Origin of the sequence: Mycobacterium sp. E735 (assembly GCF_001666955.1) — a bacterium.
GTDB lineage: Bacteria > Actinomycetota > Actinomycetes > Mycobacteriales > Mycobacteriaceae > Mycobacterium.
The window spans coordinates 1-22,277 of the sequence record NZ_LZIX01000173.1 but is presented as its reverse complement, the minus strand read 5'-3'; the positions used below and the strand labels follow the sequence as shown (position 1 = coordinate 22,277).

Annotated in this window: 23 protein-coding genes and 2 pseudogenes; 11 read left to right on the top strand and 14 right to left on the bottom strand. The window is 69.2% G+C overall.

What is annotated here, in order from left to right:
- Positions 1-6: 6 nt before the first annotated feature.
- Positions 7-1,200 (top strand): CoA transferase, encoded by a 1,194-nt coding sequence (locus A5704_RS13550; RefSeq protein WP_067758963.1) that lies wholly within the window; start codon positions 7-9, stop codon positions 1,198-1,200.
- Positions 1,201-1,204: 4 nt separating this feature from the next.
- Here A5704_RS13550 and A5704_RS13545 read toward each other — a convergent pair whose 3' ends face one another.
- From A5704_RS13545 to A5704_RS13520, 6 genes are all read right to left on the bottom strand, one after another.
- Positions 1,205-1,645: a response regulator gene (locus A5704_RS13545; RefSeq protein WP_067758960.1), complete on the bottom strand. Its 441-nt coding sequence runs from the start codon at positions 1,643-1,645 to the stop codon at positions 1,205-1,207.
- Positions 1,642-3,180 carry a CHASE3 domain-containing protein gene (locus A5704_RS13540; RefSeq protein WP_082954865.1) on the bottom strand — a complete coding sequence of 513 codons (1,539 nt, stop codon included), beginning with the start codon at positions 3,178-3,180 and terminating at the stop codon, positions 1,642-1,644. The genes A5704_RS13545 and A5704_RS13540 overlap by 4 nt, the downstream gene beginning before the upstream one ends.
- Positions 3,181-3,251: 71 nt before the next feature.
- Positions 3,252-4,445 (bottom strand): PP2C family protein-serine/threonine phosphatase, encoded by a 1,194-nt coding sequence (locus tag A5704_RS13535; protein WP_067758956.1) that lies wholly within the window; start codon positions 4,443-4,445, stop codon positions 3,252-3,254.
- A 137-nt stretch (positions 4,446-4,582) separates the two neighbouring features.
- Positions 4,583-5,752: an acyl-CoA dehydrogenase gene (locus tag A5704_RS13530; protein ID WP_067889414.1), complete on the bottom strand. Its 1,170-nt coding sequence runs from the start codon at positions 5,750-5,752 to the stop codon at positions 4,583-4,585.
- Positions 5,753-5,770: 18 nt separating this feature from the next.
- Positions 5,771-6,283, bottom strand: coding sequence for a 5-(carboxyamino)imidazole ribonucleotide mutase (gene purE / locus A5704_RS13525; protein ID WP_067758950.1), 513 nt, complete (start codon positions 6,281-6,283; stop codon positions 5,771-5,773).
- On the bottom strand, positions 6,276-7,505 hold the full coding sequence (locus A5704_RS13520) for a 5-(carboxyamino)imidazole ribonucleotide synthase (protein ID WP_082954862.1): 1,230 nt from the start codon (positions 7,503-7,505) through the stop codon (positions 6,276-6,278). The genes purE and A5704_RS13520 overlap by 8 nt, the downstream gene beginning before the upstream one ends.
- A gap of 97 nt (positions 7,506-7,602) precedes the next feature.
- On the opposite strand from A5704_RS13520, the gene A5704_RS13515 reads away from it, so the two are divergent.
- A complete protein-coding gene (locus tag A5704_RS13515) occupies positions 7,603-8,262 on the top strand; it encodes a GtrA family protein (RefSeq protein WP_067758944.1) in 660 nt (219 codons plus the stop codon).
- Here the strand turns inward: A5704_RS13515 and A5704_RS13510 are convergent.
- From A5704_RS13510 to A5704_RS13500, 3 genes are read right to left on the bottom strand one after another with little or no spacing between them, the layout of a single operon-like run.
- The gene (locus tag A5704_RS13510; RefSeq protein ID WP_067889448.1) at positions 8,217-8,735 is read right to left on the bottom strand and encodes a PH domain-containing protein; all 519 of its coding nucleotides are present in this window, start codon (positions 8,733-8,735) and stop codon (positions 8,217-8,219) included. The genes A5704_RS13515 and A5704_RS13510 overlap by 46 nt on opposite strands.
- Before the next feature lie 10 nt (positions 8,736-8,745).
- Positions 8,746-9,552: a biotin--[acetyl-CoA-carboxylase] ligase gene (locus A5704_RS13505; RefSeq protein ID WP_067889408.1), complete on the bottom strand. Its 807-nt coding sequence runs from the start codon at positions 9,550-9,552 to the stop codon at positions 8,746-8,748.
- A gap of 17 nt (positions 9,553-9,569) precedes the next feature.
- Entirely contained in the window at positions 9,570-11,126 is a 1,557-nt protein-coding gene (locus A5704_RS13500) for an FAD-binding protein (RefSeq protein WP_067749386.1), read from the bottom strand.
- A gap of 35 nt (positions 11,127-11,161) precedes the next feature.
- Here A5704_RS13500 and A5704_RS13495 point away from each other — a divergent pair, with 35 nt between their 5' ends.
- The 7 genes from A5704_RS13495 (at position 11,162) to A5704_RS13465 (ending at position 17,645) form a co-directional block, all read left to right on the top strand.
- Complete coding sequence (locus A5704_RS13495; protein ID WP_067749378.1) at positions 11,162-12,802, top strand: acyl-CoA carboxylase subunit beta; 1,641 nt, start codon at positions 11,162-11,164, stop codon at positions 12,800-12,802.
- Positions 12,799-13,068, top strand: a complete 270-nt coding sequence (locus A5704_RS13490; protein ID WP_197499119.1) for an acyl-CoA carboxylase subunit epsilon — start codon at positions 12,799-12,801, stop codon at positions 13,066-13,068. The genes A5704_RS13495 and A5704_RS13490 overlap by 4 nt, the downstream gene beginning before the upstream one ends.
- Complete coding sequence (locus A5704_RS13485; protein ID WP_067889405.1) at positions 13,065-13,715, top strand: nucleoside triphosphate pyrophosphatase; 651 nt, start codon at positions 13,065-13,067, stop codon at positions 13,713-13,715. The genes A5704_RS13490 and A5704_RS13485 overlap by 4 nt, the downstream gene beginning before the upstream one ends.
- A gap of 99 nt (positions 13,716-13,814) precedes the next feature.
- The gene (locus A5704_RS13480) at positions 13,815-14,708 is read left to right on the top strand and encodes a sulfurtransferase (protein WP_067749364.1); all 894 of its coding nucleotides are present in this window, start codon (positions 13,815-13,817) and stop codon (positions 14,706-14,708) included.
- Positions 14,705-15,142: a SufE family protein gene (locus tag A5704_RS13475; RefSeq protein WP_067749361.1), complete on the top strand. Its 438-nt coding sequence runs from the start codon at positions 14,705-14,707 to the stop codon at positions 15,140-15,142. The genes A5704_RS13480 and A5704_RS13475 overlap by 4 nt, the downstream gene beginning before the upstream one ends.
- 108 nt (positions 15,143-15,250) lie before the next feature.
- Positions 15,251-17,044 carry an acetyl/propionyl/methylcrotonyl-CoA carboxylase subunit alpha gene (locus A5704_RS13470; protein WP_067749358.1) on the top strand — a complete coding sequence of 598 codons (1,794 nt, stop codon included), beginning with the start codon at positions 15,251-15,253 and terminating at the stop codon, positions 17,042-17,044.
- 175 nt (positions 17,045-17,219) lie between these two features.
- On the top strand, positions 17,220-17,645 hold the full coding sequence (locus A5704_RS13465; protein WP_067749355.1) for an STAS domain-containing protein: 426 nt from the start codon (positions 17,220-17,222) through the stop codon (positions 17,643-17,645).
- On the opposite strand, the gene A5704_RS13460 is transcribed toward A5704_RS13465, so the two are convergent.
- From A5704_RS13460 to A5704_RS13445, 4 genes are all read right to left on the bottom strand, one after another.
- Positions 17,616-18,404: an RNA polymerase sigma factor SigF gene (locus tag A5704_RS13460; protein ID WP_067749352.1), complete on the bottom strand. Its 789-nt coding sequence runs from the start codon at positions 18,402-18,404 to the stop codon at positions 17,616-17,618. The genes A5704_RS13465 and A5704_RS13460 overlap by 30 nt on opposite strands.
- Positions 18,401-18,838, bottom strand: a complete 438-nt coding sequence (locus A5704_RS13455; protein ID WP_067749350.1) for an ATP-binding protein — start codon at positions 18,836-18,838, stop codon at positions 18,401-18,403. Before A5704_RS13455 ends, A5704_RS13460 begins: the two co-directional genes overlap by 4 nt.
- A gap of 359 nt (positions 18,839-19,197) precedes the next feature.
- Entirely contained in the window at positions 19,198-19,509 is a 312-nt protein-coding gene (usfY, locus tag A5704_RS13450; RefSeq protein ID WP_067749347.1) for a protein UsfY, read from the bottom strand.
- A 96-nt stretch (positions 19,510-19,605) separates the two neighbouring features.
- A complete protein-coding gene (locus A5704_RS13445) occupies positions 19,606-19,989 on the bottom strand; it encodes a hypothetical protein (RefSeq protein ID WP_067749344.1) in 384 nt (127 codons plus the stop codon).
- 299 nt (positions 19,990-20,288) lie between these two features.
- Between A5704_RS13445 and A5704_RS13440 the strand changes: the two genes are divergently transcribed.
- Entirely contained in the window at positions 20,289-20,960 is a 672-nt protein-coding gene (locus tag A5704_RS13440) for a TetR/AcrR family transcriptional regulator (RefSeq protein WP_067749339.1), read from the top strand.
- A gap of 38 nt (positions 20,961-20,998) precedes the next feature.
- A pseudogene (locus tag A5704_RS13435) lies at positions 20,999-22,028 on the top strand (DEAD/DEAH box helicase); the annotation flags it as partial.
- 80 nt (positions 22,029-22,108) lie between these two features.
- On the opposite strand, the pseudogene A5704_RS29760 reads toward A5704_RS13435, so the two are convergent.
- Positions 22,109-22,249: pseudogene (locus A5704_RS29760) on the bottom strand (helicase-related protein); the annotation flags it as partial.
- Between the last annotated feature and the right edge of the window lie 28 nt (positions 22,250-22,277).

Sequence of the window (22,277 nt, the reverse complement as noted above, 5' to 3'; positions counted from 1 at the left end):
CCACCGATGGCAGACAGCACGCCCGCCAAGCCACTTGACGGATTCCGGGTACTCGATTTCACCCAGAACATTGCCGGGCCGCTGGCCGGTCAGGTGCTGGCCGACCTGGGCGCCGAGGTGATCAAAGTGGAGGCGCCCCACGGTGAGGCGGCGCGGCAGATCACCGCGGTGCTGCCCGGGCGCCCGCCGCTGCCCACGTTGTTTCTGCCCCACAACCGGGGCAAGAAGTCGGTGGCGGTGGACCTCACCGACGACGAGGCCAAGCAGCAGATCCTGCGGCTGGTCGACACGGCCGACGTCGTGCTGGAGGGATTCCGCCCCGGCGTGATGGAGCGCATGGGCCTGGGCCCCGATGACCTGCGCGCACGCAACCCCAGGCTGATCTACGCGCGGCTGTCGGCCTACGGCGGCAACGGCCCGCACGGCAGCAGGCCGGGCGTCGACCTGATGGTCGCCGCCGAGTCGGGCATGACCACCGGGATGCCCACGCCGACCGGCAAGCCCCAGATCATCCCGTTCCAGCTCGTCGACGCCGCCAGCGGTCACGTACTGGCGCAGGCGGTGCTGGCCGCGCTGCTCAACCGGGAGCGCCACGGGGTGGCCGACGTGGTGCGGGTGGCAATGTACGACGTCGCGGTCAACCTGCAGGCCGGCCAGCTCACGATCCACCTGAACAAGCCGAGCGAGGCGCCCAAACCCGATGCGGCACCGAAAGCCAAGAAGCGCAAGGGAGTCGGCTTCGCCACCCAGCCGTCGGACGCGTTCAAGGCCGCCGACGGGTACCTGGTGATCAGCGCGTACGTGCCCAAGCACTGGGCGAAGCTGTGCCAGATCATCGGCCGCCCCGACCTGCTGACCGACCAGCGGTTCATCGACCAGCGTTCGCGCGCAATGAATTACCACGAACTGACCGAGGAGCTCGAGTCTGCGCTGGCCGCCAAGACCGCGGCCGAATGGGTCGAGCTGCTTCAAGAAGGCGGCCTGATGGCCTGCCTGGCCTACACCTGGAAGCAGGTGGTGGACACCCCGCTGTTCGCCGAGAACGAGCTCGCCCTGCGCGTCGGCGACGGCGACGACACCGTCACGGTGGTCCGTATGCCCGCGCGCTACTCGAGCTTCGACGCGGCGGCCACCGAACCGCCGCCCGCGCCGGGACAGCACAACGACGAGTTCCTCACCGCGCCGCAGACCACGTCGTAAGCCGTCACTGGCTGGGCAGCCGCACCACCTGGACGAAGAACTCGTCGATCTGCTGGACGGCCTTCATGAACTGGTCCAGGTCAACGGGTTTGGTGACATACGCGTTGGCGTGCAGCTTGTAGCTGCGCAGAATGTCCTCCTCCGCCGATGAGGTGGTGAGCACGACGACCGGGATGCGGGCCAGATCGGGGTCGGACTTGACCTTCTCCAGCAGCTGACGGCCGTCGTATTTCGGCAGGTTCAGGTCCAGCAGGATGAGGTCGGGCCGCGGCGCGTCGGAGAACTGACCGCGCCGGTAGAGGTAGTCGAGGCCTTCCTCGCCGTCGTGCGCGACATGAAGCCGGTTGTTGAGTTTGTTGTGCTCGAACGCTTCTCGCGTGATCAGCTCGTCCCCCGGGTCGTCTTCGACGAGCAGGATGTCGATCGCTCTACCTTCTGACGTCATTGATGCGCTCCTTCCAAAGCGTCTGCGTCTGCTTCGCCAACGGGCTCGGGCTCGGGCATGGACATGGGCAGGGTGAACTCGAACCGGGTGCCCTCGGTGCGGGTCGTGTCGATCCGGATGGTGCCGCCGTGGTGCTCGACGATCTTCTTGACCAGCGCGAGGCCGACGCCGGTCCCGGCGTACACGTCGCGGCCGTGCAGGCGTTGGAAGATGACGAAGACCTTGTCGGCGAACTCCGCCGGGATGCCGATGCCGTTGTCCGACACGGTGATCACCCATTCGCGGTCATGAGCGGCGGTGCCCGGTGCGCACTCGATGACGACGCGTGGCCTGCGGTCCTTGTGCCGGAACTTCACCGCGTTGCCGATGAGGTTCTGCCACAGCATCGTCAGCAGCATCGGGTCGCCCTTGATCCGCGGCAGGGAGTCGGGTCGCACGACCTCGGCGTCGGATTCCTCGATCGCGGTGGCCAGGTTGGCCAGACCGGAGTCCAGCGTGGTGTCGAGGTCGACGTCGGTTTCCGTGGTGCCGAGCCGGCCGACGCGCGAAAAGGTGAGCAGGTCGTTGATCAGCGCCTGCATCCGCTTGGCCCCGTCGACCGCGAAGCCGATGTATTCGATGCCGCGCTCGTCGAGCTGATCGCCGTAGCGCCGCTCCAGCAGCTGGCAGAACGAGGCGACCTTGCGCAGCGGCTCCTGCAGGTCGTGCGACGCCACGTAAGCGAACTGCTCGAGTTCGGTATTGGACCGGCGCAATTCGGCCGCCTGCTCGTCCAGTTGCGCCTGCGCCGAGTGTGAGATCTCGAGCTCCTCGACCATCCGCCTGCGCATGTTCTCCACGTCGATCGCCATGTCGCGAACGTCCTTGGGCCGCTTCGGCGCCGCGATGCTTTCCTCGAAGCTGCCCTGGGTGATCCGGCGGCACGCCGCCGCCAGCGCCGCGAGCGGCCGGGCGACCGTCTCCCGGATCAGGAACCCCAGCATCCCGGCCGTGACGAAGAACAACAACACCATGGCACCGAAAGCCCTGTCGCGCCAGGCATCAACGCGTTTGAGTTCGCCCGCCGCGGCCGCCCGGGCCGCGGACAGGTTCGCATTCTGGGTATCGAAAAGCATTCGCAGATGGTCGAATTCGGCCTTACCGCGCTCGGCCGACGGCTTGCTGTTGACGTTCTTGCCGTTCGGCAGCACGGTCGCGATCACCGGTTCGGCATAGCTTTCCCGCCACCTGGCCGCCGCGTCCTCGATCGCGTCCAGGTCACCCAACAGGTCCGGACGCCCGCCCAGCCGGCGCCGGATCTCTTCCACCGCAGCCTGTTCGCTGTGCTGACCGTCGTAGTACGGCGTGAGGAATTGCCGGTCTCCGGCGATCAGGTAGCCGCGGATGCCGGTCTCCTGGTCGCGCAGCGCGGCCTGCAGCTGGAAGGCGGCCACGCGCGCCGGCTGGATGTTGTCGACGAGGTCGCGCGTCATCTGGTCCGTGCGATTCAGCAGCAACGCACCGACCACCGCGCCGGCGAGCACCATCGCGCCCATGCTGACCAACACGAGCGCCTGCCATCCGCGCACGGTGAGCTGCGACAGTCGCGGGCGGCGCAACCTCGGGGTCACGTGGTGGTCCTTTCCACCCGCAGCACCGCGATGTCGTCGGTGAGCCCGCCGTGCGACTGGGCGAGCTGCTGCGCGCCGTCGATGAGCGCATCGACGAACTCCGGGCCCGGCTTGGCCGCGTGCGATCGCGCCAGCGCGAGCAGGCCGTCCTCGCCGAGGCGCCGGATGCCTTGTCCCGAATATCCCTCGAACAGCCCGTCGGTCAGCAGCAGCAGCCCCTGACCCGGGGGCAGGTCCATCTCGAACCGCGGCCAGTCATCGTCGGCGCGCAGGCCCAGCGCCGGACCGCCCGGCGGCTCCACCCATTCCACGGCGCCGTCGCGCTGCAACAGCATCCCCGGATGGCCGGCGCGGATGGCGGTGATGCGCGTGCTGTCGGGCGGGATCTCCAAGCTGAGCACGGTCGCGAAAACGCCTGTGTCCGTTCGCTCCGAGTGCAGCACCCGCTCGAGCTGCCGCATCACTTCCACCCCGTGCACGCCGGCGAAGGTGAGCGCGCGAAACGCGATCCGCAGCGCCGCACCCAGGGCGGCCTCGTGCGGCCCGTGGCCGGCGACGTCACCGATCAGGACGTGCACGATCCGATCGGGTGTCTGGACCACGTCGTAGAAGTCCCCGCACAGCAACGCGTCCTCGCGACTCGGGCGGTACCGCGCGACGATGTCGACGCCCGGCTTGTCCAGCAGCAGCGGGGAGGGCAGCAGCCCGCGCTCCAGCAGCGCGTTCTCCCGCGCCCGCAGCCGGGTCGCGTGCAGGTCGGCCGCGATCAGCTCGGCCCGCTTGCGTTCGATCGCATACAGCAGCGCGCGCCGCAGCATCTCCGGCTCGACCCGGCCCTTGACCAGATAGTCCTGGGCGCCCGCAGCGACCGCGGACGCCCCGAAGTACTCGTCGTTCAGTCCGGTCAGCACCACGATCGGCACGGTGGCGTCGTGCTTGGCGATGCGGTCCAGCGCGTCGATGCCGTTGGCGTCGGGCAGGTGCAGGTCCAGCAGCACGCAGTCGGGCCGGGCGGAGGCCAGCTCGCGTTCGGCGTGGGCCATCGACTGCGCCCACACCACCCGGATATCGGCGACGGCGTCGGCGATCAGGTCTTCCACGAGCACCGCGTCCGCCCGGTCGTCCTCGACCAACAGCAACGACAATGACTGCCAACTCGCCGCCGGGGTCACTGGTGCGCGCACGGGCATCAATTCCCGGTCGTCCGGGGATGCGCCAAGGTAGCCACGCTGTTCACTTCAGACCCCCTGGCCGCGGTAAGACACATTTGTTCGACTTTACGTGTGGCCCTACCACCCCGATGGTTAACCGACGGAGATCCTATAGGTCAGCGCAGCAGCGCCCGCGACATGACCACGCGTTGGATCTGATTCGTGCCCTCGTAGATCTGAGTGATCTTGGCGTCGCGCATCATTCGCTCCACCGGGAAGTCGACGGTGTAGCCCGCGCCGCCGAACAGCTGCACGGCGTCGGTGGTCACCTCCATCGCCACGTCGGACGCCCAGCACTTGGACGCCGCGGAGATGAAGCCCAGGTTGGATTCGCCGCGCTCGGCGCGGGCGGCGGCGTGGTAGACCATCAGCCGCGCGGACTCGAGCTTCATGGCCATGTCGGCGAGCATGAACTGCACGCCCTGGTTGTCGCTGACCGGGCGGCCGAACTGCTTGCGGTCCTTGGTGTAGGCGATCGCGGCGTCCAGCGCCCCCTGCGCGATGCCGACCGCCTGCGCGCCGATCGTGGGCCGGGTGTGGTCCAGCGTCGCCAGCGCCGTCTTGAAGCCGGTGCCCGGCTCGCCGATGATCCGGTCGCCCGGGATGCGGCAGTTCTCGAAGTACAGCTCGGTGGTCGGCGAGCCCTTGATGCCGAGCTTGCGTTCCTTGGGACCGACCGTGAACCCCTCGTCGTCGGCGTGCACCATGAACGACGAGATGCCGTTGGCGCCCTTGTCCGGGTCGGTGACCGCCATGACGGTGTACCAGCTCGACTTGCCGCCGTTGGTGATCCAGCACTTGGCGCCGTTGAGAATCCAGTCGTCGCCGTCGGCCTTGGCCCGGGTCCGCATCGAGGCCGCGTCGCTGCCGGCCTCCCGCTCCGAGAGGGCGTAGGACGCCATCGCGGTGCCGTCGGCGACCGACGGCAGCACCTGCTTCTTGAGCTCGTCGGAGCCGCGCAGGATCAGGCCCATAGTGCCCAGCTTGTTCACCGCGGGAATCAGCGACGCCGAGGCGTCGACGCGGGCCACTTCCTCGATCACGATGCACGCCGCCACCGAATCCGCGCCCTGCCCGCCGTACTCCTCGGGCACGTGCACGGCGTTGAACCCCGACGCATTCAGCGCCTCGAGCGCCTCCTGCGGGAACCGCGCATTCTCATCCACGTCGGCCGCGTGCGGGGCGATCTCCTTCTCCGCCAGCGCGCGGATCGCCGCCCGCAACTCCTGGTGTTCCTCGGGCAACTGGAACAGATCGAACGTGGGGTCTCCGGCCCAACCAGCCATCGTGGCCTCCTCTAGCTACTAGCCAGTAACTTTACCCTGGCGCTTTTGCAGCGCCTCATCCTTGGCCCGCACGCTCTCGGCCAGCCGGCCCTGAAACTCGACGATGCGCGCCCGCAGCGCCGGGTCGGACGACCCGAGCATGCGCACGGCGAGCAGGCCCGCGTTGCGGGCGCCGCCGATCGAGACCGTGGCCACCGGCACGCCCGCCGGCATCTGCACGATCGACAGCAGCGAGTCGAGGCCGTCCAGCCGCGCCAGCGGGACGGGCACCCCGATCACCGGCAGCGGCGTCGCCGACGCGACCATCCCCGGCAGGTGTGCGGCGCCGCCGGCGCCCGCGATGATCACCTCGATGCCGCGGTCGGCCGCGCCGCGCGCATAGTCGAACATCACCTGTGGGGTCCGGTGCGCGGAGACCACCCGAACCTCGGCCGGAATGTCGAACTCGGCGAGCGCCTCGGCGGCGTCCTTCATCACCGACCAGTCGCTGTCGCTGCCCATGATCACGCCGACCCTGGGGTTGCTAGTCATGCGGATCCCATCCGTCCGTCCATTGCCCGTGTGACAACCAGTGTGCCGCGAGCTCGGCGCGCTCCCGCAGCGCGGCCAGCTCCGCCATGTCGGAGCCCAGGAAATTGACGTGGCCGACCTTGCGGCCGGGCCGTTCCTCCTTGCCGTAGAGGTGAACCCGCGCGTCGGGCATCCGCGCGAACAGGTGGTGCAGCCGCTCGTCGACCGTCATCGCCGGCCGCTGCGCGGCGCCCAGGACGTTCGCCATCACCGTCACCGGGGCGATGGCATCGGTGTCGCCGAGCGGGTAGTCCAGCACCGCCCGCACGTGCTGTTCGAACTGGCTGGTGCGCGCCCCGTCCATGGTCCAGTGCCCGGAGTTGTGCGGCCGCATCGCGAGCTCGTTGACCAGCAGCTCACCCTGGACGGTCTCGAACAGCTCCACCGCGAGCACCCCGACCACGCCGAGTTCGGCGGCCAGCCGCAACGCCAGCTGCTGCGCGGCCGCGGCCACGTGCTCGGGCAGGTTCGGGGCGGGCGCGATCACCTGGACGCAGATGCCGTCGCGCTGGACCGTCTCCACCACCGGCCAGGCCGCGCCCTGGCCGAACGGCGACCGCGCCACCAGCGCCGACAGTTCGCGGCGCAGGTTCACCTGCTCCTCGGCCATCACCGGCACGCCATCGGCCAGGAAGCTGGTCGCGATATCGCGGGCGTGCGAGGGGTCGCGCGCCATCCGCACCCCGCGCCCGTCGTAGCCGCCGCGGACGGCCTTCACCACCACGGGGCCGCCGACGAGCTGCGCGAAGGCGTCCAGCTCCTCGAGATTCGCGATGCCGGCGTAGCGCGGGACCGGGGCGCCCATCGCGTCCAGCCGCCGGCGCATCACCAGCTTGTCCTGGGCGTGCACCAGCGCCTCCGGCGGCGGCGCGACGTTCACCCCCTCGGCAACCAGCTTCTCCAGCAGCTCGTTCGGCACGTGCTCGTGGTCGAACGTCAGCACATGGGCCCCGGCCGCGACCCGGCGCAGGTCGTCCAGCTCGGTGTGCGAACCGATCACGACGTCGGGCGTGACCTGCGCGGCCGGCTCGTCGGCGGCGGTGGCCAGCACGCGCAGCGTCTGCCCGAGGGCGATCGAGGCCTGGTGGGTCATCCGGGCCAGCTGTCCCCCGCCGACCATGGCGACCACCGGCGCTTTCGTGGGTGCGGCCCCGGGAGGGCGTGTGTTCGGCACGGCCATCATGGTGTCACGGCGCGGGCGGCGTGTTGACCGGCGGTGACGCCGAATCGTTATGTACGATTTTGCGTCTATTTTGTGTCCGTCCGTACACTGACCACTTGTGCCCTTCGCCGACGCCGCAATCGAGCGCATGCCCGGCTTTATTCAGCCCTATTTGCTGCGCCACCACGAACTGATCAAATTCGCCATCGTCGGCGGTACGACGTTCGTGATCGACTCGGCGATTTTCTACACGCTGAAACTGACAATTCTGGACTCCAAGCCGGTCACCGCGAAGGTCATCGCCGGCATCGTCGCGGTCATCGCGTCCTACGTGCTGAACCGGGAGTGGAGCTTCCGCGATCGCGGCGGCCGGGAGCGTCACCACGAGGCGCTGCTGTTCTTCGCGTTCAGCGGGGTGGGCGTGCTGCTGTCCATGGCGCCGCTGTGGTTCTCCAGCTACGTCCTACAGCTGCGGGAGCCGATGGTGTCGCTGACCGTGGAGAACATCGCCGACTTCATCTCGGCCTACATCATCGGCAACCTGCTGCAGATGGCGTTCCGCTTCTATGCGTTCCGGCGCTGGGTGTTCCCCGACGAGTTCGCGCGCAACCCGGACAAGGCGCTGGAATCCGCCCTCACCGCCGGCGGTATCGCCGAAATGCTCGAGGACGAGATCGAGGGCGGCAACGTCACGCTGCTGCGGTCCTGGCGCAACCGGGCCGGCCGGCTGACTCAGCCGGGCGACTCCTCGGAACCCAGGGTGTCGAAGACTTCGTGATACAGCAGCGCGTGCACCTCGCGCAGCCGCGGTATGTCGTAGAACTCCAACGGGTCTTGTGACGCCGATTCGATAATCAACGTCCCGGTGCGAAACATCCGCTCGGTGATGCGGTCGCGGAATTCCACGCTGTTGATCCGCGCCAGCGGGATATCGATTCCGGTGCGGGTCAGCACCCCGTGCCGAAACATCACCCGCCGGTTCGTCACGACGAAATGGGTGGTCAGCCAGCTCAAGAACGGCCACAGCGTCAGCCAGCCGACGATCACCAGCCAGATGCCCCAGATGACGCCGTAGATGATGTTCTTGGCCAGCTGGCCCCAGTGCGTGGAGTTGAGGTATCCGGACCCGAACGCCGCGATCGCGGTCACCAGCAAAAGGACGACGACCGGCCAGATCAGCCGCTTCCAGTGCGGGTGGCGGTGGATGATCACCTGCTCGCCGGCGGCCAGGACGTTATCCGGATAGCTCACCTGCCAGAAGCTACCGCAGATGCACCACGTCACCGGCCGAAACGACGACCGTCTGTCCCCCACTTTCGATGCACAACCTGCCCTGGTCGTCGACGGCGCTCGCGTCCCCGACCACCTCTTTGCCACCCGGCAGGTGCGCCCGCACCCGCGCGCCGACCGTCAGGCTGCGTGCCCGGTAGTCGGCCGCCAGCGCCCAGTCGGCCCCGCGCGCGGCGCGCCAGGCCACGATCCGCCGCCCGAGTTCCTTCAACAGCCCGCACACCAGCCGGGTCCGGTCGGGCGCCGGCACGCCCAAGTCGACCAGCGAGGTGGCCCCCTCGACACCGGCCGGTGCCTCAAACACGTTGAGCCCCAAGCCGATTACCACCACCGGCCGCGCCACCTCGGCCAGGATGCCCGCCAGTTTGCCCGGGGGGTCCCCCGCCAGCACGTCGTTGGGCCACTTGAGCCCCACCCGAACGCCGTCGAGCAGCGGGGCCAACGTGTCCACCACCGCCACCCCGGTGGCCAGCGGCAGCCAGCCCCACCCGGAGGTCGGCACGTCGACGATGCTGACGGCGACCGACATCGTGAGCTGCGCCCGCGGGGTGGCAGACCAGCCGCGGCCGTGGCGCCCGCGCCCGGCGGTCTGGTGCTCGGCGATGAGCACGGCCCCGGCGACGTCGGTCCCGGACGCGGCGCGGGCCAGCAGGTCGGCGTTGGTGGAACCGGTTTCGTCGACGACGTCGAGCCGGCGCCAGCCCAGCCCGGTGCCGATCAGCTCGGCGCGTAATGCGGCCTGGTCCAAAGGTGGCCGGAGCTGGTCTCGGTCTGTCACTGGACCCAGCCTAGGACTCAGCGGCGCCGGCGGCTCACGACGTCGAGCATGTCCAGGACGGCCAGGTGGCTGAACAGCATGCTGGTCCCGATCGGGTTGCCACCGCCGGGATACGCCGTGCCGCTGGGCGCGGCCATCGTGTTGCCTGCGGCGTAGAGGCCCGGTATGGGATTACCGGACGTGTCGAGCACCCGGGCGGCGGCGTCGGTGCGCAGGCCGCCCTTGGTGCCCAGATCGGAGATCCCGAACGCCGCGGCGTGGTACGGCGGGCGTTCGATGGGCACCAGCGGCGAGGCGCCCCCCGAGAACGCGCGGTCGAAAGCCTCGTCGCCCCTGCCGAAGTCCTCGTCGACGCCCGAGGCGGCAAAACCGTTGAACCGGGCCACCGTTGCCGCCAGCCGCCCGCCCGGCACGCCGATCTTGTCCGCCAGTTCCTCCAAGGTGTCCGCGGTGTGCCACAGGCCGGCGGCGACGTACTTCCCGGTCTCGACGATGGACACGTTGGCCGCCTTCACCGGGGGCACCTCGCCGTCGGAGTCGTCGTAGATCATCCAGTACGGCAACGTGATTGAACCGTCCTGCAGTTGCGCGATGATCTCGCGGCCGGCCCGGTCGTACGCCTGGGACTCGTTGACGAACCGGTCGCCGTCCTGGTTGACGAAGATGCCGCCGGTGAACCACAGCGCGAACGCGGACCGCCCGTCGGGATGGGTCATGCCCGGTGACCACCACGCCTGGTCCAGCAGGTCGGTGTCGGCGCCCGCGGCGATGCCGGCCCGCAGCGCCAGGCCGCGACTTCCCGGGCCGCCCATGGTGTCTCGCGCGGTGCCGGGCACCCCGAATTCGCGGCGCATCTCCTCGTTGTTCTCGAAGCCGCCGGCGGCCAGCAGCACGCCCAGCCGGGTGCGGATGGCCCGCCGCTCGCCGCCGCTCTCCACGATCGCCCCGGTCACCGCCCCGTCGGAAAGGACGAGCTCGACCAGGGCGGTGTCGCGCTGTAGCGCCGCGTTCGGGTACTGAGCGATCGCCGTGAGGAACCGAGCGATCAGGGCGCGGCCGCCGAGGTAGTAGTCCGAGGGTGGTTCGGCCCCGAGCCGGTCGGTGTCCAACGGCCCGCGGATCACCTCCCGCAGTTCGGGGGCGGCGGCCACCTTCCAGGGCTTCGCGGCGATGTGGCGCTGACCGTCCAGCCGCGCCTTCGGCGCCTTGCCGTAGTAGTCGGGCCAGGGCAGGGGCACGAACTTCAGGTGGGGGTCGGCCTCCAGGTATTCGATCAGCGGGGCCCCGCCGCGGACATACGCCTCCTGCAGCTCGCGCGGGGTGCGGTCACCGACCACGGCCCGGTAGTAGGTGAGCGCGTCCTCGATGGTGTCGTCGACGCCGGCCCGCAGCAGCACCGGATTGCACGGGAACCAGACGCCGCCGCCACCGGAGTAGGCGGTGGTACCGCCGAATTTCGACGTCGCCTCCACCAGCATCACGTCCAGGCCCTCGCGTGCCGCGGTGTAGGCGCCGGTGACGCCTCCGCCGCCCGACCCGGCGACCAGCACGTCGCATTCGGTCGCCCAGTCCATCAGCGGAGACTAGCGCGCCGCTAAGCTCGGATCCCATGACAAGCGTTACCGACCACACCGCAGAGCCGGCCGCTGAGCACACGATCGACATCCACACCACCGCAGGCAAGCTGGCCGAACTCCACAAGCGCCGCGAGGAATCGCTGCACCCGGTGGGCGAAGAGGCCGTCGAGAAGGTGCACGCCAAGGGCAAGCTGACCGCCCGCGAGCGCATCCTCGCCCTGCTCGACGAGGACTCGTTCGTCGAGCTCGACGCGCTGGCCCGGCACCGCAGCAAGAACTTCGGCCTGGAGAACAACCGCCCCCTCGGCGACGGGGTGATCACCGGTTACGGCACCATCGACGGCCGCGACGTGTGCATCTTCAGCCAGGACGCCACGGTGTTCGGCGGCAGCCTGGGCGAGGTGTACGGCGAGAAGATCGTCAAGGTGCAGGAGCTGGCGATCAAGACCGGCCGCCCGCTGATCGGCATCAACGACGGGGCCGGCGCCCGCATCCAGGAGGGCGTCGTCTCGCTCGGCCTGTACAGCAAGATCTTCCGGAACAACATCCTGGCCTCCGGCGTGATCCCGCAGATCTCGCTGATCATGGGCGCGGCCGCCGGCGGGCACGTCTACTCCCCCGCCCTGACCGACTTCGTGGTGATGGTCGACCAGACCAGCCAGATGTTCATCACCGGGCCGGACGTCATCAAGACCGTCACCGGCGAGGACGTCACGATGGAGGAACTCGGCGGGGCGCATACCCACATGGCCAAGTCGGGCACCCTGCACTACGTCGCCTCCGGCGAGCAGGACGCCTTCGACTGGGTGCGGGACCTGCTGAGCTACCTGCCGCCGAACAACGCCACCGACGCACCGCGCTACGCCGAGCCCATCCCGGAGGGCGCGATCGAGGACAACCTCACCGAGGAGGACCTCGAGCTGGACACGCTGATCCCGGACTCGGCCAACCAGCCCTACGACATGCACGAGGTGATCACCCGCATCCTCGACGACGACGAGTTCCTGGAGATCCAGAACGGCTACGCCACCAACATCGTCGTCGGGTTCGGCCGCATCGAGGGCCGGCCGGTCGGCATCGTGGCCAACCAGCCCACCCAGTTCGCCGGCTGCCTGGACATCAACGCCTCGGAGAAGGCGGCGCGGTTCGTGCGCACCTGCGACTGCTTCAACATCCCGATCATCATGCTGGTGGACGTCCCGGGTTTCCTGCCGGGAACCGGCCAGGAATACAACGGCATCATCCGGCGCGGCGCCAAGCTGCTGTTCGCCTACGGCGAGGCCACCGTTCCGAAGATAACCGTCATCACCCGCAAGGCCTACGGCGGCGCGTACTGCGTCATGGGCTCCAAGGACATGGGCTGCGACGTCAACATCGCCTGGCCGACCGCGCAGATCGCGGTGATGGGCGCCTCCGGGGCCGTCGGCTTCGTCTACCGCAAGCAGCTGGCCGAGGCGGCCAAGGAGGGCAAGGACGTCGACGCCCTGCGGCTGGAGCTGCAGCAGGAGTACGAGGACACCCTGGTCAATCCGTACGTCGCCGCCGAGCGGGGATACGTCGACGCGGTCATCCCGCCGTCGCACACGCGCGGCTACATCGGCACCGCGCTGCGGCTGCTGGAACGCAAGATCGCGCACCTGCCGCCCAAGAAGCACGGGAACATCCCGCTGTGAGCGACGAGATGAGCGACGAAAACGGTTCCGAGACAACCGAAACCACGCACGGGCCGCACGAGCCGCATATCCAGGTCCTCAAGGGTCAACCGACCGACGCGGAGCTGGCCGCGCTGGTCACCGCGCTCGGCGTCGTGGGCGGCCCCGCCCCCGAGCCCGGCGAGCCCGAGCGCACGCGCTGGGGCCTGCCGGTGGACCGACTGCGGTTCGCGATGTCCAACTACCAGCGGCTCACCTTCCAGCAGATGACACACATGAAGCATTGACCCGCCTGGTCCTCGGTTCGGCCTCGTCGGGCCGCCGCAAGGTGCTGCGCCAGGCCGGCATCGATCCGCTGGTCGTGGTCTCCGGGGTGGACGAGGACGCCCTCCTCGCCGCCCTGGGACCCGACGCCGGCCCGGCCGAGGTGGTGTGCGCGCTGGCGGCGGCCAAGGCCGAACAGGTGGCGGGCGCGCTGGACGGCGACGTCGCCGCCGATTGCGTTGTCCTCGGCTGTGATTCGATGCTGGACCTCGACGGAGAGCTGTGCGGCAAGCCCGGCTCGGCCGACGCCGCGACGGCCCAGTGGCGCCGCATGGCCGGCCGCTCCGGCCTGCTGCATACCGGGCACTGCCTGCTGCGCCTGAGCGGCGGCGCGATCACCCATCGTGAAGTGGAATCCGCTTGCACCACAGTGCATTTCGCCGCCCCCACGGATACGGACCTGCGGGCCTACGTCGCCGCAGGCGAGCCCCTGCAGGTGGCCGGCGGGTTCACCCTCGACGGGCTGGGCGGCTGGTTCGTCGACGGCATCGAGGGCGACCCTTCGAACGTGATCGGCGTGAGCCTGCCGCTGCTGCGGTCGTTGCTGGCCCGCGTCGGGCTCTCGGTGGCGCAGCTGTGGACGGTGAGCAACGGAAACCGCGAGACATAAACCACGGCGGCCTTCGCCGGCGTGTCGTCGCAGACGTCTATGTGTCGCGACAGTCAATGGCGCTCGGGGCCCTTGCGGCGCTGACGGTAGGCTCGGGTTGTGGCATTACCCCCGGATCCAAGCCCGACCCTGACGGACTACGCCCACCCCGAACGGCTGGTCACCGCCGACTGGCTGTCGGCCAACATGGGCACCCCCGGCCTGGTGATCGTCGAATCCGACGAGGACGTCTTGCTCTACGACGTCGGCCATATCCCCGGCGCGGTCAAGATCGACTGGCACACCGACCTCAACGACCCGACCGTCCGCGACTACATCAACGGCGAGCAGTTCGCCGAATTGATGGACCGCAAAGGGATCTCGCGCGACGACACCGTGGTGATCTACGGCGACAAGAGCAACTGGTGGGCCGCGTACGCGCTGTGGGTCTTCACGCTGTTCGGCCATTCCGACGTGCGCCTGCTCAACGGCGGGCGCGACCTGTGGCTGGCCGAGCGCCGGGAGACCACCCTGGACGTGCCGACCAAGACCTCCTCCGGCTATCCCGTCGTCACGCGCAACGACGCGCCCATCCGGGCGTACAAGGACGACGTGCTGGCCATTCTGGGCGGCCAGCCCCTGATCGACGTGCGCTCGCCGGACGAGTACACCGGCAAGCGCACCCACATGCCCGAATACCCCGAGGAGGGCGTGCTGCGCGGCGGCCACATCCCCACCGCCCGGTCCATCCCCTGGGCTAAGGCCGTCGATGAGAGCGGCCGATTCCGCAGCCGCGAGGAGCTCGAGGAGATCTACGGCTTCATCGAGCCCGACGACAAGACGGTCGTCTACTGCCGCATCGGCGAGCGGTCCAGCCACACCTGGTTCGTGCTCACGTACCTGCTGGGCAAGCCCGGCGTGCGCAACTACGACGGATCGTGGACGGAGTGGGGCAACACCGTGCGCACGCCGATCGTCGCCGGCGAAGAGCCGGGGGCCGTTCCGGTCCGATGAGCCTGCCCGCGCCCCTGGCCGAGGTGGTGTCCGACTTCGCCGAAGTCGAGGGCCAGGACAAGCTGGCGCTGCTGCTCGAATTCGCCAACGACCTGCCAGCCCTGCCGCCCGAACTCGAGGAGCGGGCCATGGAGCCCGTCCCCGAGTGTCAGACCCCGCTGTTCCTGCACGTCGATGCGAGCGACCGGGACCGGGTGCGGTTGCACTTCAGCGCCCCCGCCGAGGCGCCCACCACGCGCGGGTTCGCGTCGATCCTCGCGGCCGGACTCGACGAGCAACCCGCCGCCGACATCCTGGCGGTGCCCGAGGATTTCTACACCGACCTGGGCCTGGCCGCGCTGATCAGCCCGCTGCGGTTGCGGGGCATGTCGGCGATGCTCGCCCGCATCAAGCGGCGGCTGCGCGAGTCAGGCCAGAATTCCGGCACCGCCTGATCGGCCTGACGGCGCGGCGCTTAGACTTCCCTGGAGTTGTAAGAAACTCTCTTAAAGAAGCCCAAGGCGGAAACACGTCCGCTTCAGATCTGCCAAACAGGAGGCGCAGTGGCTAGTCACGCCAGCTCGAGGATCTCCAAAGTGCTTGTCGCCAACCGCGGCGAGATCGCTGTCCGGGTGATCCGCGCGGCCCGCGATGCGGGCCTGGCCAGCGTGGCGGTGTACGCCGAGCCCGATGCCGACGCGCCGCACGTGCGGCTCGCCGACGAGGCGTTCGCCCTGGGCGGCCAGACCTCCGCCGAGTCCTACCTGGACATCGGCAAGCTCCTCGACGCGGCGGCCAAGTCGGGCGCCAACGCCGTCCACCCCGGCTACGGGTTCCTTTCGGAGAACGCCGATTTCGCCCAGGCGGTCATCGACGCCGGCCTGATCTGGATCGGCCCGAGCCCCCAGTCGATCCGCGACCTCGGTGACAAGGTCACCGCCCGCCACATCGCCGCCCGCGCCCAGGCCCCGCTGGTGCCGGGCACCCCGGACCCGGTCAAGGACGCCGACGAGGTGGTGGCCTTCGCCGAGGAGTACGGCGTGCCGATCGCCATCAAGGCGGCCTTCGGTGGCGGCGGCCGCGGCATGAAGGTGGCGCGCACCATCGAGGAGATCCCGCACCTGTACGAGTCGGCGGTGCGCGAGGCCGTCGCCGCCTTCGGTCGCGGCGAGTGCTTCGTCGAGCGCTACCTGGACAAGCCCCGCCACGTCGAGGCGCAGGTGATCGCCGACCAGCACGGCAACGTCATCGTGGCCGGCACCCGAGACTGCTCCCTGCAGCGCCGCTTCCAAAAGCTGGTCGAGGAGGCGCCCGCGCCGTTCCTCACCGACGCGCAGCGCAAGGAGATCCACGAGTCGGCCAAGCGCATCTGCAAGGAGGCGCACTACTACGGCGCCGGCACGGTCGAGTACCTGGTCGGCCAGGACGGCCTGATCTCGTTCCTGGAGGTCAACACCCGCCTGCAGGTCGAGCACCCGGTCACCGAGGAGACGTCCGGCATCGACCTGGTGTTGCAGCAGTTCAAGATCGCCAACGGCGAAAAGCTGGACCTCACCGAGGATCCCACGCCGCGCGGCCACGCCATCGAGTTCCGGATCAACGGCGAGGACGCCGGCCGCGGCTTCCTGCCGGCGCCCGGCCCGGTCACCCGGTACGACACGCCCAGTGGGCCGGGGGTCCGGCTGGATTCCGGTGTCGAAGCCGGATCGGTGATCGGCGGCCAGTTCGACTCGATGCTGGCCAAGCTGATCGTGTACGGCGCCACCCGCGAAGAAGCCCTGGCCCGCTCGCGGCGGGCCCTCGACGAATTCCACGTCGAGGGGCTGGCCACCGTGATCCCGTTCCACCGCGCGGTGGTGTCCGACCCGGCGTTCATCGGCGACGGCGACGGCTTCTCGGTGCACACGCGCTGGATCGAGACCGAATGGAACAACACCATCGAGCCGTTCACCGGCGGCGAGCCCCTGGACGAGGAGGACGCCCGGCCCCGCCAGACGGTGGTCGTCGAGGTGGGCGGTCGCCGGCTCGAGGTATCGCTGCCCGGCGACCTGGCGCTGTCCAACGGTTCCGCCGACCCGGCCGGGGTCATCCGCAAGAAGCCCAAGCCGCGCAAGCGCGGGGCGCACTCGGGTGCCGCCGCCTCCGGCGACGCGGTGACCGCGCCGATGCAGGGCACCGTGGTCAAGGTCGCGGTCGAGGAGGGGCAGGAGGTCGCCGCCGGCGACCTGGTCGTCGTCCTCGAGGCGATGAAGATGGAGAACCCGGTCACCGCGCACAAGGACGGCGTCATCACCGGACTCGCGGTCGAGGCGGGCGCCGCCATCACCCAGGGCACGGTGCTCGCCGAGATCAAATAGCGATCGGACAATAATCCTGGGAAACAGTTGTCGGCCCGGTCCGGCGCGGGTACCGTTCGGGGCAGGTTGAGTTCACAGCCGTCCGGATCACGTAAGGGCGCGGGAAGGTGAACTCACTTGTTCTCAGCCTCGATCGACGCCTGACGTCTTCCGCAGCACACATCCTGCTCTACGGATGGAGTCAGTAATGTCTGTGGCCCAATCTTGGCAACACAGCCGCGCGGCGCAATTCACCGCGCGCTGGTACCCGTCGGGGACACTGATCACGGTGGACGGCGAGCTCGACGCCGCCAACGCGGATCAGCTCGCGGCGTACGTGCGAAACGCCATCGCCAGTTCCCAGCGCGTGATACTGGACCTGCGTGGCCTGAAATTCATTGGCACGGCCGGCTTTTCGGCACTGCACCGGATCAACGTCGTGTGCTCGGGCGCCCAAGCCGATTGGGCGATGGCGCCGAGCGCGGCGGTGGCGCGGTTGCTGCGCATCTGCGACCCCGACGGCACCCTCCCGGTGACGACGCCCGCGGCCGAGCCGTTGCTGGGATCCGCGGACGACGGGGAGCCGGAGTCCCTACTGCAACTGGTCGCGCAGCCGCGTTAGCGACTTGGCCAGCAGCCGGGACACGTGCATCTGCGAGATGCCCACCCGTTCGGCGATCTGGGTCTGCGTCATCGACTCGAAGAACCTGAGCACCAACACCGTTCGCTCCCGCTCCGGCAGCGCCTCGAGCAGGGGCCGCAACGACTCCTGATCCTCGATCCGGTCCAGACCGGTGTCGACGTCGCCCAGGGTGTCGGCGATCGCGCGGGCCTCGTCCTCCTCGCTGCCCCCACCGCTGTCGATGGACAGGGTGTTGTACGAGCTGCCCGCCACCAGGCCCTCGACGACCTCCTCGCGGTCCATGCCGAGTTCGGCGGCGAGCTCCGTGGCGGTGGGCGCCCGGCCCAGCCGCTGCGACAGCTCGGCGGTGGCGGTGCCGAGGCGCAGGTGCAGTTCCTTCAGGCGCCGGGGCACCTTCACCGACCAGCTGTTGTCGCGGAAGTGTCGGCGGACCTCGCCCATGATCGTGGGCACCGCGAACGACACGAAGTCGGACCCGGCCTCCACGTCGAACCGGACCACCGCGTTCACCAACCCGACCCGCGCCACCTGCACGAGGTCGTCGCGCGGTTCGCCGCGGCCCTCGAACCGGCGGGCGATGTGATCGGCCAGAGGCAGGCAGCGCTCGACGATCTTGTCCCGTTGGCGCTGAAATTCCATCGAGCCCGGGTCGACATCGGCCAGCTCGCGGAACATCGCCGGGACATCGGCGTATTCGTTCGGTCGAGAGACGGAACCCCCGGCAGCTGGTGGGGTCACCTGCTGGAGGCCGCCCGTCGCGCCGTCAGCGTGATACCGAACACGCTGCCGGTTTGGTTGGGTTCGCGACCATCGTGGAAAGTCTGGACGTCGTCGGCCAGGGACGTCAGCACGTGCCAGCTGAAGCTGCCGGGCGCCACCACGTCGTGCGTGTCGCACGCCGCGGACGCCTCGACGACCAACTGCTCGTCCTGCGGGTCGACCACCACGACCAGGGTCGCGTCGGGGGTGGCGCAGCGGATCAACCGGGTGCACACCTCGTCGACCGCGAGCCGCAGGTCTGCGACCGCGTCGAAGTCCAGGTCCTCGAAGGTGCCGATCGCACCGACCAGCGTCCGCAGCATCGCCAGGTTCTCCAGGCGCGCCGCAACGTGCAATTCGACGGCACGGTTACCGCGCTGGCGCTTGTGAGCGCGCACTCCCGCATCGTTCATCTGGTCTCCCGGCAACGGTTGACTACCACTACTACCACCCCTTAGTCCGCCGTGGACCGTACGCTCGAGCCGATCAGTCATGGCCGCCGCCGGAGACCGCCGGAACCGATCGGGCACGGCGGTTCGAGCGCGCGGCGGCGCTCGCCGGAATCGCGCTGGCTGTATTGGTTCTTCTGGCTGTAAGCATCTATGTCGGCGTGTCCGTGATCCTGGTCCCCATGATTGGGTGACCACGCTAACGCAACCGTTCCGGCACTCATCATGGTGCAGACCTGATACCCACTCGACGAGGCCGGTAACCCCGCAATTTGCCTCCTGGCAAAAAGGCGCGTTGCCCAGAACGGCCGGCGGGCAGACCGTCAGCTTGCGGGCCGCTGCCGGTATGCCTCGGGGTGCTCGGCATACCAGCGGTCCGCGATCCGGCGGATCCGGCGGTGCTCGACGGCCACCCACACCAGCCCCAGGACCGCGGCGATGATCGCAAGCACGCCCGCGGTCATCCCCTCGTGGTGGTGTCCGGTGCCGAAGGCCGCCAGGCTTCCGCACGCCCCGATCACGCCGGCCACCACCAGCAGATAACCGGGCCAGTGCAACACGTCGATCAACGACTCGCCGGCGAGCGGCCGCGTGGTCCTCAGATGGTCGACGGGGTCATGAAAGGTGTCTCCCATGGCTGCTCCTAGTGGAGAACTTATGACTCATGCGCAGCTCAATTAGGGTTGCACCCTCAACGGTAGATCCCCGGGAAGGCTTTTGGCGAGACCCGATCAGAGCGGCAGCGCGGGGCCCGCGATCGGCGCGACGCCCATGGCCACCATCAGCACCATCAGCGTGAAGAGAAACCACCCGGCGCCGTGCCATCCCCACCAGGTGCCCTCCGCCTTCCATACGCGGTAGGTGCGCAGGAAGGCCCACAGCCCGGCCGCCAGCAAGATGGCCGGTCCGCCCAGCGCCAGCAACGTCCGCTGCGGGGCACCGCAGGCCGCCGTGTCGACACCGGTGCCCGGGCAGGTGCTCACCCACAGCGCGGCCAGCACCAGGAAGCCGACCGCCGCGATCGCGGCGAGCACCGCGAACCGGATGGCGGCGCGCACTTCGCCGTCTTCCTGTCCCAAGCGATCGCCACCCGATCGCTCATCGGCTTTGTGCATCCGTATCCCTCATATCCCCCTGTGTGGCCAACGCCTTATTCATCGTTTGCTGCGTCGCAATAGTTACTCCGCAATGACAAATGTCCGACGACGGGGCGCTGCAATCGCGCTGGCACTTTGCGGATAGCGCATGGGAACAGATACCCCGCGGCAAACCCGGTGAAACCGGCGCGGGCTCAAGCGGCGGGCAGCGTCGACGATACCGTCAATTTTTCCGGCAATACCGCTGGCCAAGGGCGCGGAGCCCCGATGGTCACAATATGGTTGGTGTCTCAGAACCGATGAGTACTATCTCTCACATGCCGACAGCCCGAAGGCGCTTATCCCCCGAGGATCGACGCGCTGAGCTGCTCGCTTTGGGGGCAGAAGTCTTCGGAAAGCGACCCTACGACGAGGTGCGCATCGACGAGATCGCCGAGCGCGCCGGGGTGTCGCGTGCGCTGATGTATCACTACTTCCCCGACAAGCGGGCCTTCTTCGCCGCGGTGGTCAAGGACGAGGCCGACCGGCTGTACGAGACCACCAACATGGACGACGCCACCGGCCTCACGATGTACGAAGAGGTGCGCGTCGGCGTCATGGCCTACATGGCCTACCACGAGCAGAACCCGGAGGCCGCGTGGGCGGCCTACGTCGGGCTGGGCCGGTCGGACCCGGTTCTGCTGGGCGTCGACGACGAGGCCAAGAACCGCCAGCTCGAACACATCATGAGCCGCATCCACGACCTGGTGGCCAACATCTCCGGGGCGAAGCTGGAAGCCGACGTCGAGCGGGACCTCCGGGTGATCTGCCACGGCTGGCTGGCGTTCACCTTCGAGCTGTGCCGCCAGCGCATCATCGACCCGACGATCAACGCCGAACGCCTCGCCGACGCGTGTGCGCACTCGCTGTTCGACGCCATCGCCCGGGTGCCGGAGATCCCCGAGGAGCTGTCCCACGCGATGGCGACGGCACGGATCCAGCCGCGCTAGCCCGCGTACTTGTCGGTGCGCCTTGGCACCATGGTTAGGTGACCACCCGTGATCCGTTAGGCCGGTTCAGCGCGACCACGCGCGAATGGTTCACCAGCACGTTCGCCGGCCCCACCGCCGCGCAGGCCGAGGCCTGGGATGCCATCGCCGACGGCGACAACACGCTGGTGATCGCGCCGACCGGATCCGGCAAGACGCTCGCGGCATTCCTGTGGGCCCTGGATTCGCTCGCCGGCGCGGCCGAGCGCCCGGCCGGTACCCGCGTGCTGTACGTGTCTCCGCTCAAGGCGCTGGCGGTCGACGTCGAACGCAACCTGCGCACTCCGCTCGCGGGGCTCACCCGCATCGCCGAGCGGCACGGCCTGCCGCCACCGGCCATCAGCGTCGGCGTCCGGTCCGGCGACACCCCGCCCGCCGAACGCCGTCAGCTCATCGCGCGGCCACCCGACGTGCTGATCACCACGCCCGAGTCGCTGTTCCTGATGCTCACCTCGGCCGCCCGCGAGACCCTGGCCGGCGTGCAGACGGTGATCGTCGACGAGATCCACGCCATCGCCGCGGGCAAGCGGGGCGCGCACCTGGCGCTGTCGCTGGAGCGGCTCGACGAACTGCGGGAGGGGCCGCCAGCGCAGCGCATCGGGCTGTCGGCGACGGTGCGCCCGCCCGAGGAGCTCGCCCGGTTCCTTTCCGGGCAGCAGCCGACCACCATCGTGGCCCCCCGCGCGGCCAAGACCGTCGAGTTGACGGTGCAGGTGCCGGTGCCCGACATGGCCAACCTGGCCAACAACAGCATCTGGCCCGACGTCGAGGCGCGGCTGGTCGACCTGATCGAGGCGCACAACTCGACGATCGTGTTCGCCAACTCGCGGCGACTGGCCGAGCGGCTCACCGCGCGGCTGAACGAGATTCACGCCGAACGCTGCGGTCTGGGCCTGTCCGGCGAGACCAACACCAAGGTGGCGGGCGGGGCGCCCGCCCACATCATGGGCAGCGGCCAGACCTACGGCGCCGAGCCGCTGTTGGCGCGCGCCCACCACGGCTCGGTCAGCAAGGAACAGCGCGCCCTGGGACACCTCGCCGACCTGGTGGCCGGCCCGCCCGATGCGTTGCAGGCCGCTGGCCACCGACGGCGGCGCCTCGACCTGGATCACCAGGTCGACCGCGCCCATGTCGATGCCGAGCTCCAGGCTCGACGTCGCGACCACGGCCTTGAGCAGGCCGCGCTTGAGGTCCTCTTCGACCAGGGCGCGCTGTTCCTTGCTGACCGAGCCGTGGTGGGCGCGCGCCAACAGCGGCTCGGCGCCGTAGGTCTGGCCG

What these genes read in the sequence shown, in the direction of transcription:
- A5704_RS13550 (WP_067758963.1), top strand. Translation starts at nt 7, where the DNA reads ATGGCAGACAGCACGCCCGCCAAGCCACTTGACGGATTCCGGGTACTC.
- A5704_RS13545 (WP_067758960.1), bottom strand. Translation starts at nt 1,645, where the DNA reads ATGACGTCAGAAGGTAGAGCGATCGACATCCTGCTCGTCGAAGACGAC.
- A5704_RS13540 (WP_082954865.1), bottom strand. Translation starts at nt 3,180, where the DNA reads ATGGGCGCGATGGTGCTCGCCGGCGCGGTGGTCGGTGCGTTGCTGCTG.
- A5704_RS13535 (WP_067758956.1), bottom strand. Translation starts at nt 4,445, where the DNA reads ATGCCCGTGCGCGCACCAGTGACCCCGGCGGCGAGTTGGCAGTCATTG.
- A5704_RS13530 (WP_067889414.1), bottom strand. Translation starts at nt 5,752, where the DNA reads ATGGCTGGTTGGGCCGGAGACCCCACGTTCGATCTGTTCCAGTTGCCC.
- purE (WP_067758950.1), bottom strand. Translation starts at nt 6,283, where the DNA reads ATGACTAGCAACCCCAGGGTCGGCGTGATCATGGGCAGCGACAGCGAC.
- A5704_RS13520 (WP_082954862.1), bottom strand. Translation starts at nt 7,505, where the DNA reads ATGATGGCCGTGCCGAACACACGCCCTCCCGGGGCCGCACCCACGAAA.
- A5704_RS13500 (WP_067749386.1), bottom strand. Translation starts at nt 11,126, where the DNA reads ATGGACTGGGCGACCGAATGCGACGTGCTGGTCGCCGGGTCGGGCGGC.
- A5704_RS13495 (WP_067749378.1), top strand. Translation starts at nt 11,162, where the DNA reads ATGACAAGCGTTACCGACCACACCGCAGAGCCGGCCGCTGAGCACACG.
- A5704_RS13475 (WP_067749361.1), top strand. Translation starts at nt 14,705, where the DNA reads ATGAGCCTGCCCGCGCCCCTGGCCGAGGTGGTGTCCGACTTCGCCGAA.
- A5704_RS13465 (WP_067749355.1), top strand. Translation starts at nt 17,220, where the DNA reads ATGGAGTCAGTAATGTCTGTGGCCCAATCTTGGCAACACAGCCGCGCG.
- A5704_RS13455 (WP_067749350.1), bottom strand. Translation starts at nt 18,838, where the DNA reads ATGAACGATGCGGGAGTGCGCGCTCACAAGCGCCAGCGCGGTAACCGT.
- usfY (WP_067749347.1), bottom strand. Translation starts at nt 19,509, where the DNA reads ATGGGAGACACCTTTCATGACCCCGTCGACCATCTGAGGACCACGCGG.
- A5704_RS13445 (WP_067749344.1), bottom strand. Translation starts at nt 19,989, where the DNA reads ATGCACAAAGCCGATGAGCGATCGGGTGGCGATCGCTTGGGACAGGAA.
- A5704_RS13440 (WP_067749339.1), top strand. Translation starts at nt 20,289, where the DNA reads ATGCCGACAGCCCGAAGGCGCTTATCCCCCGAGGATCGACGCGCTGAG.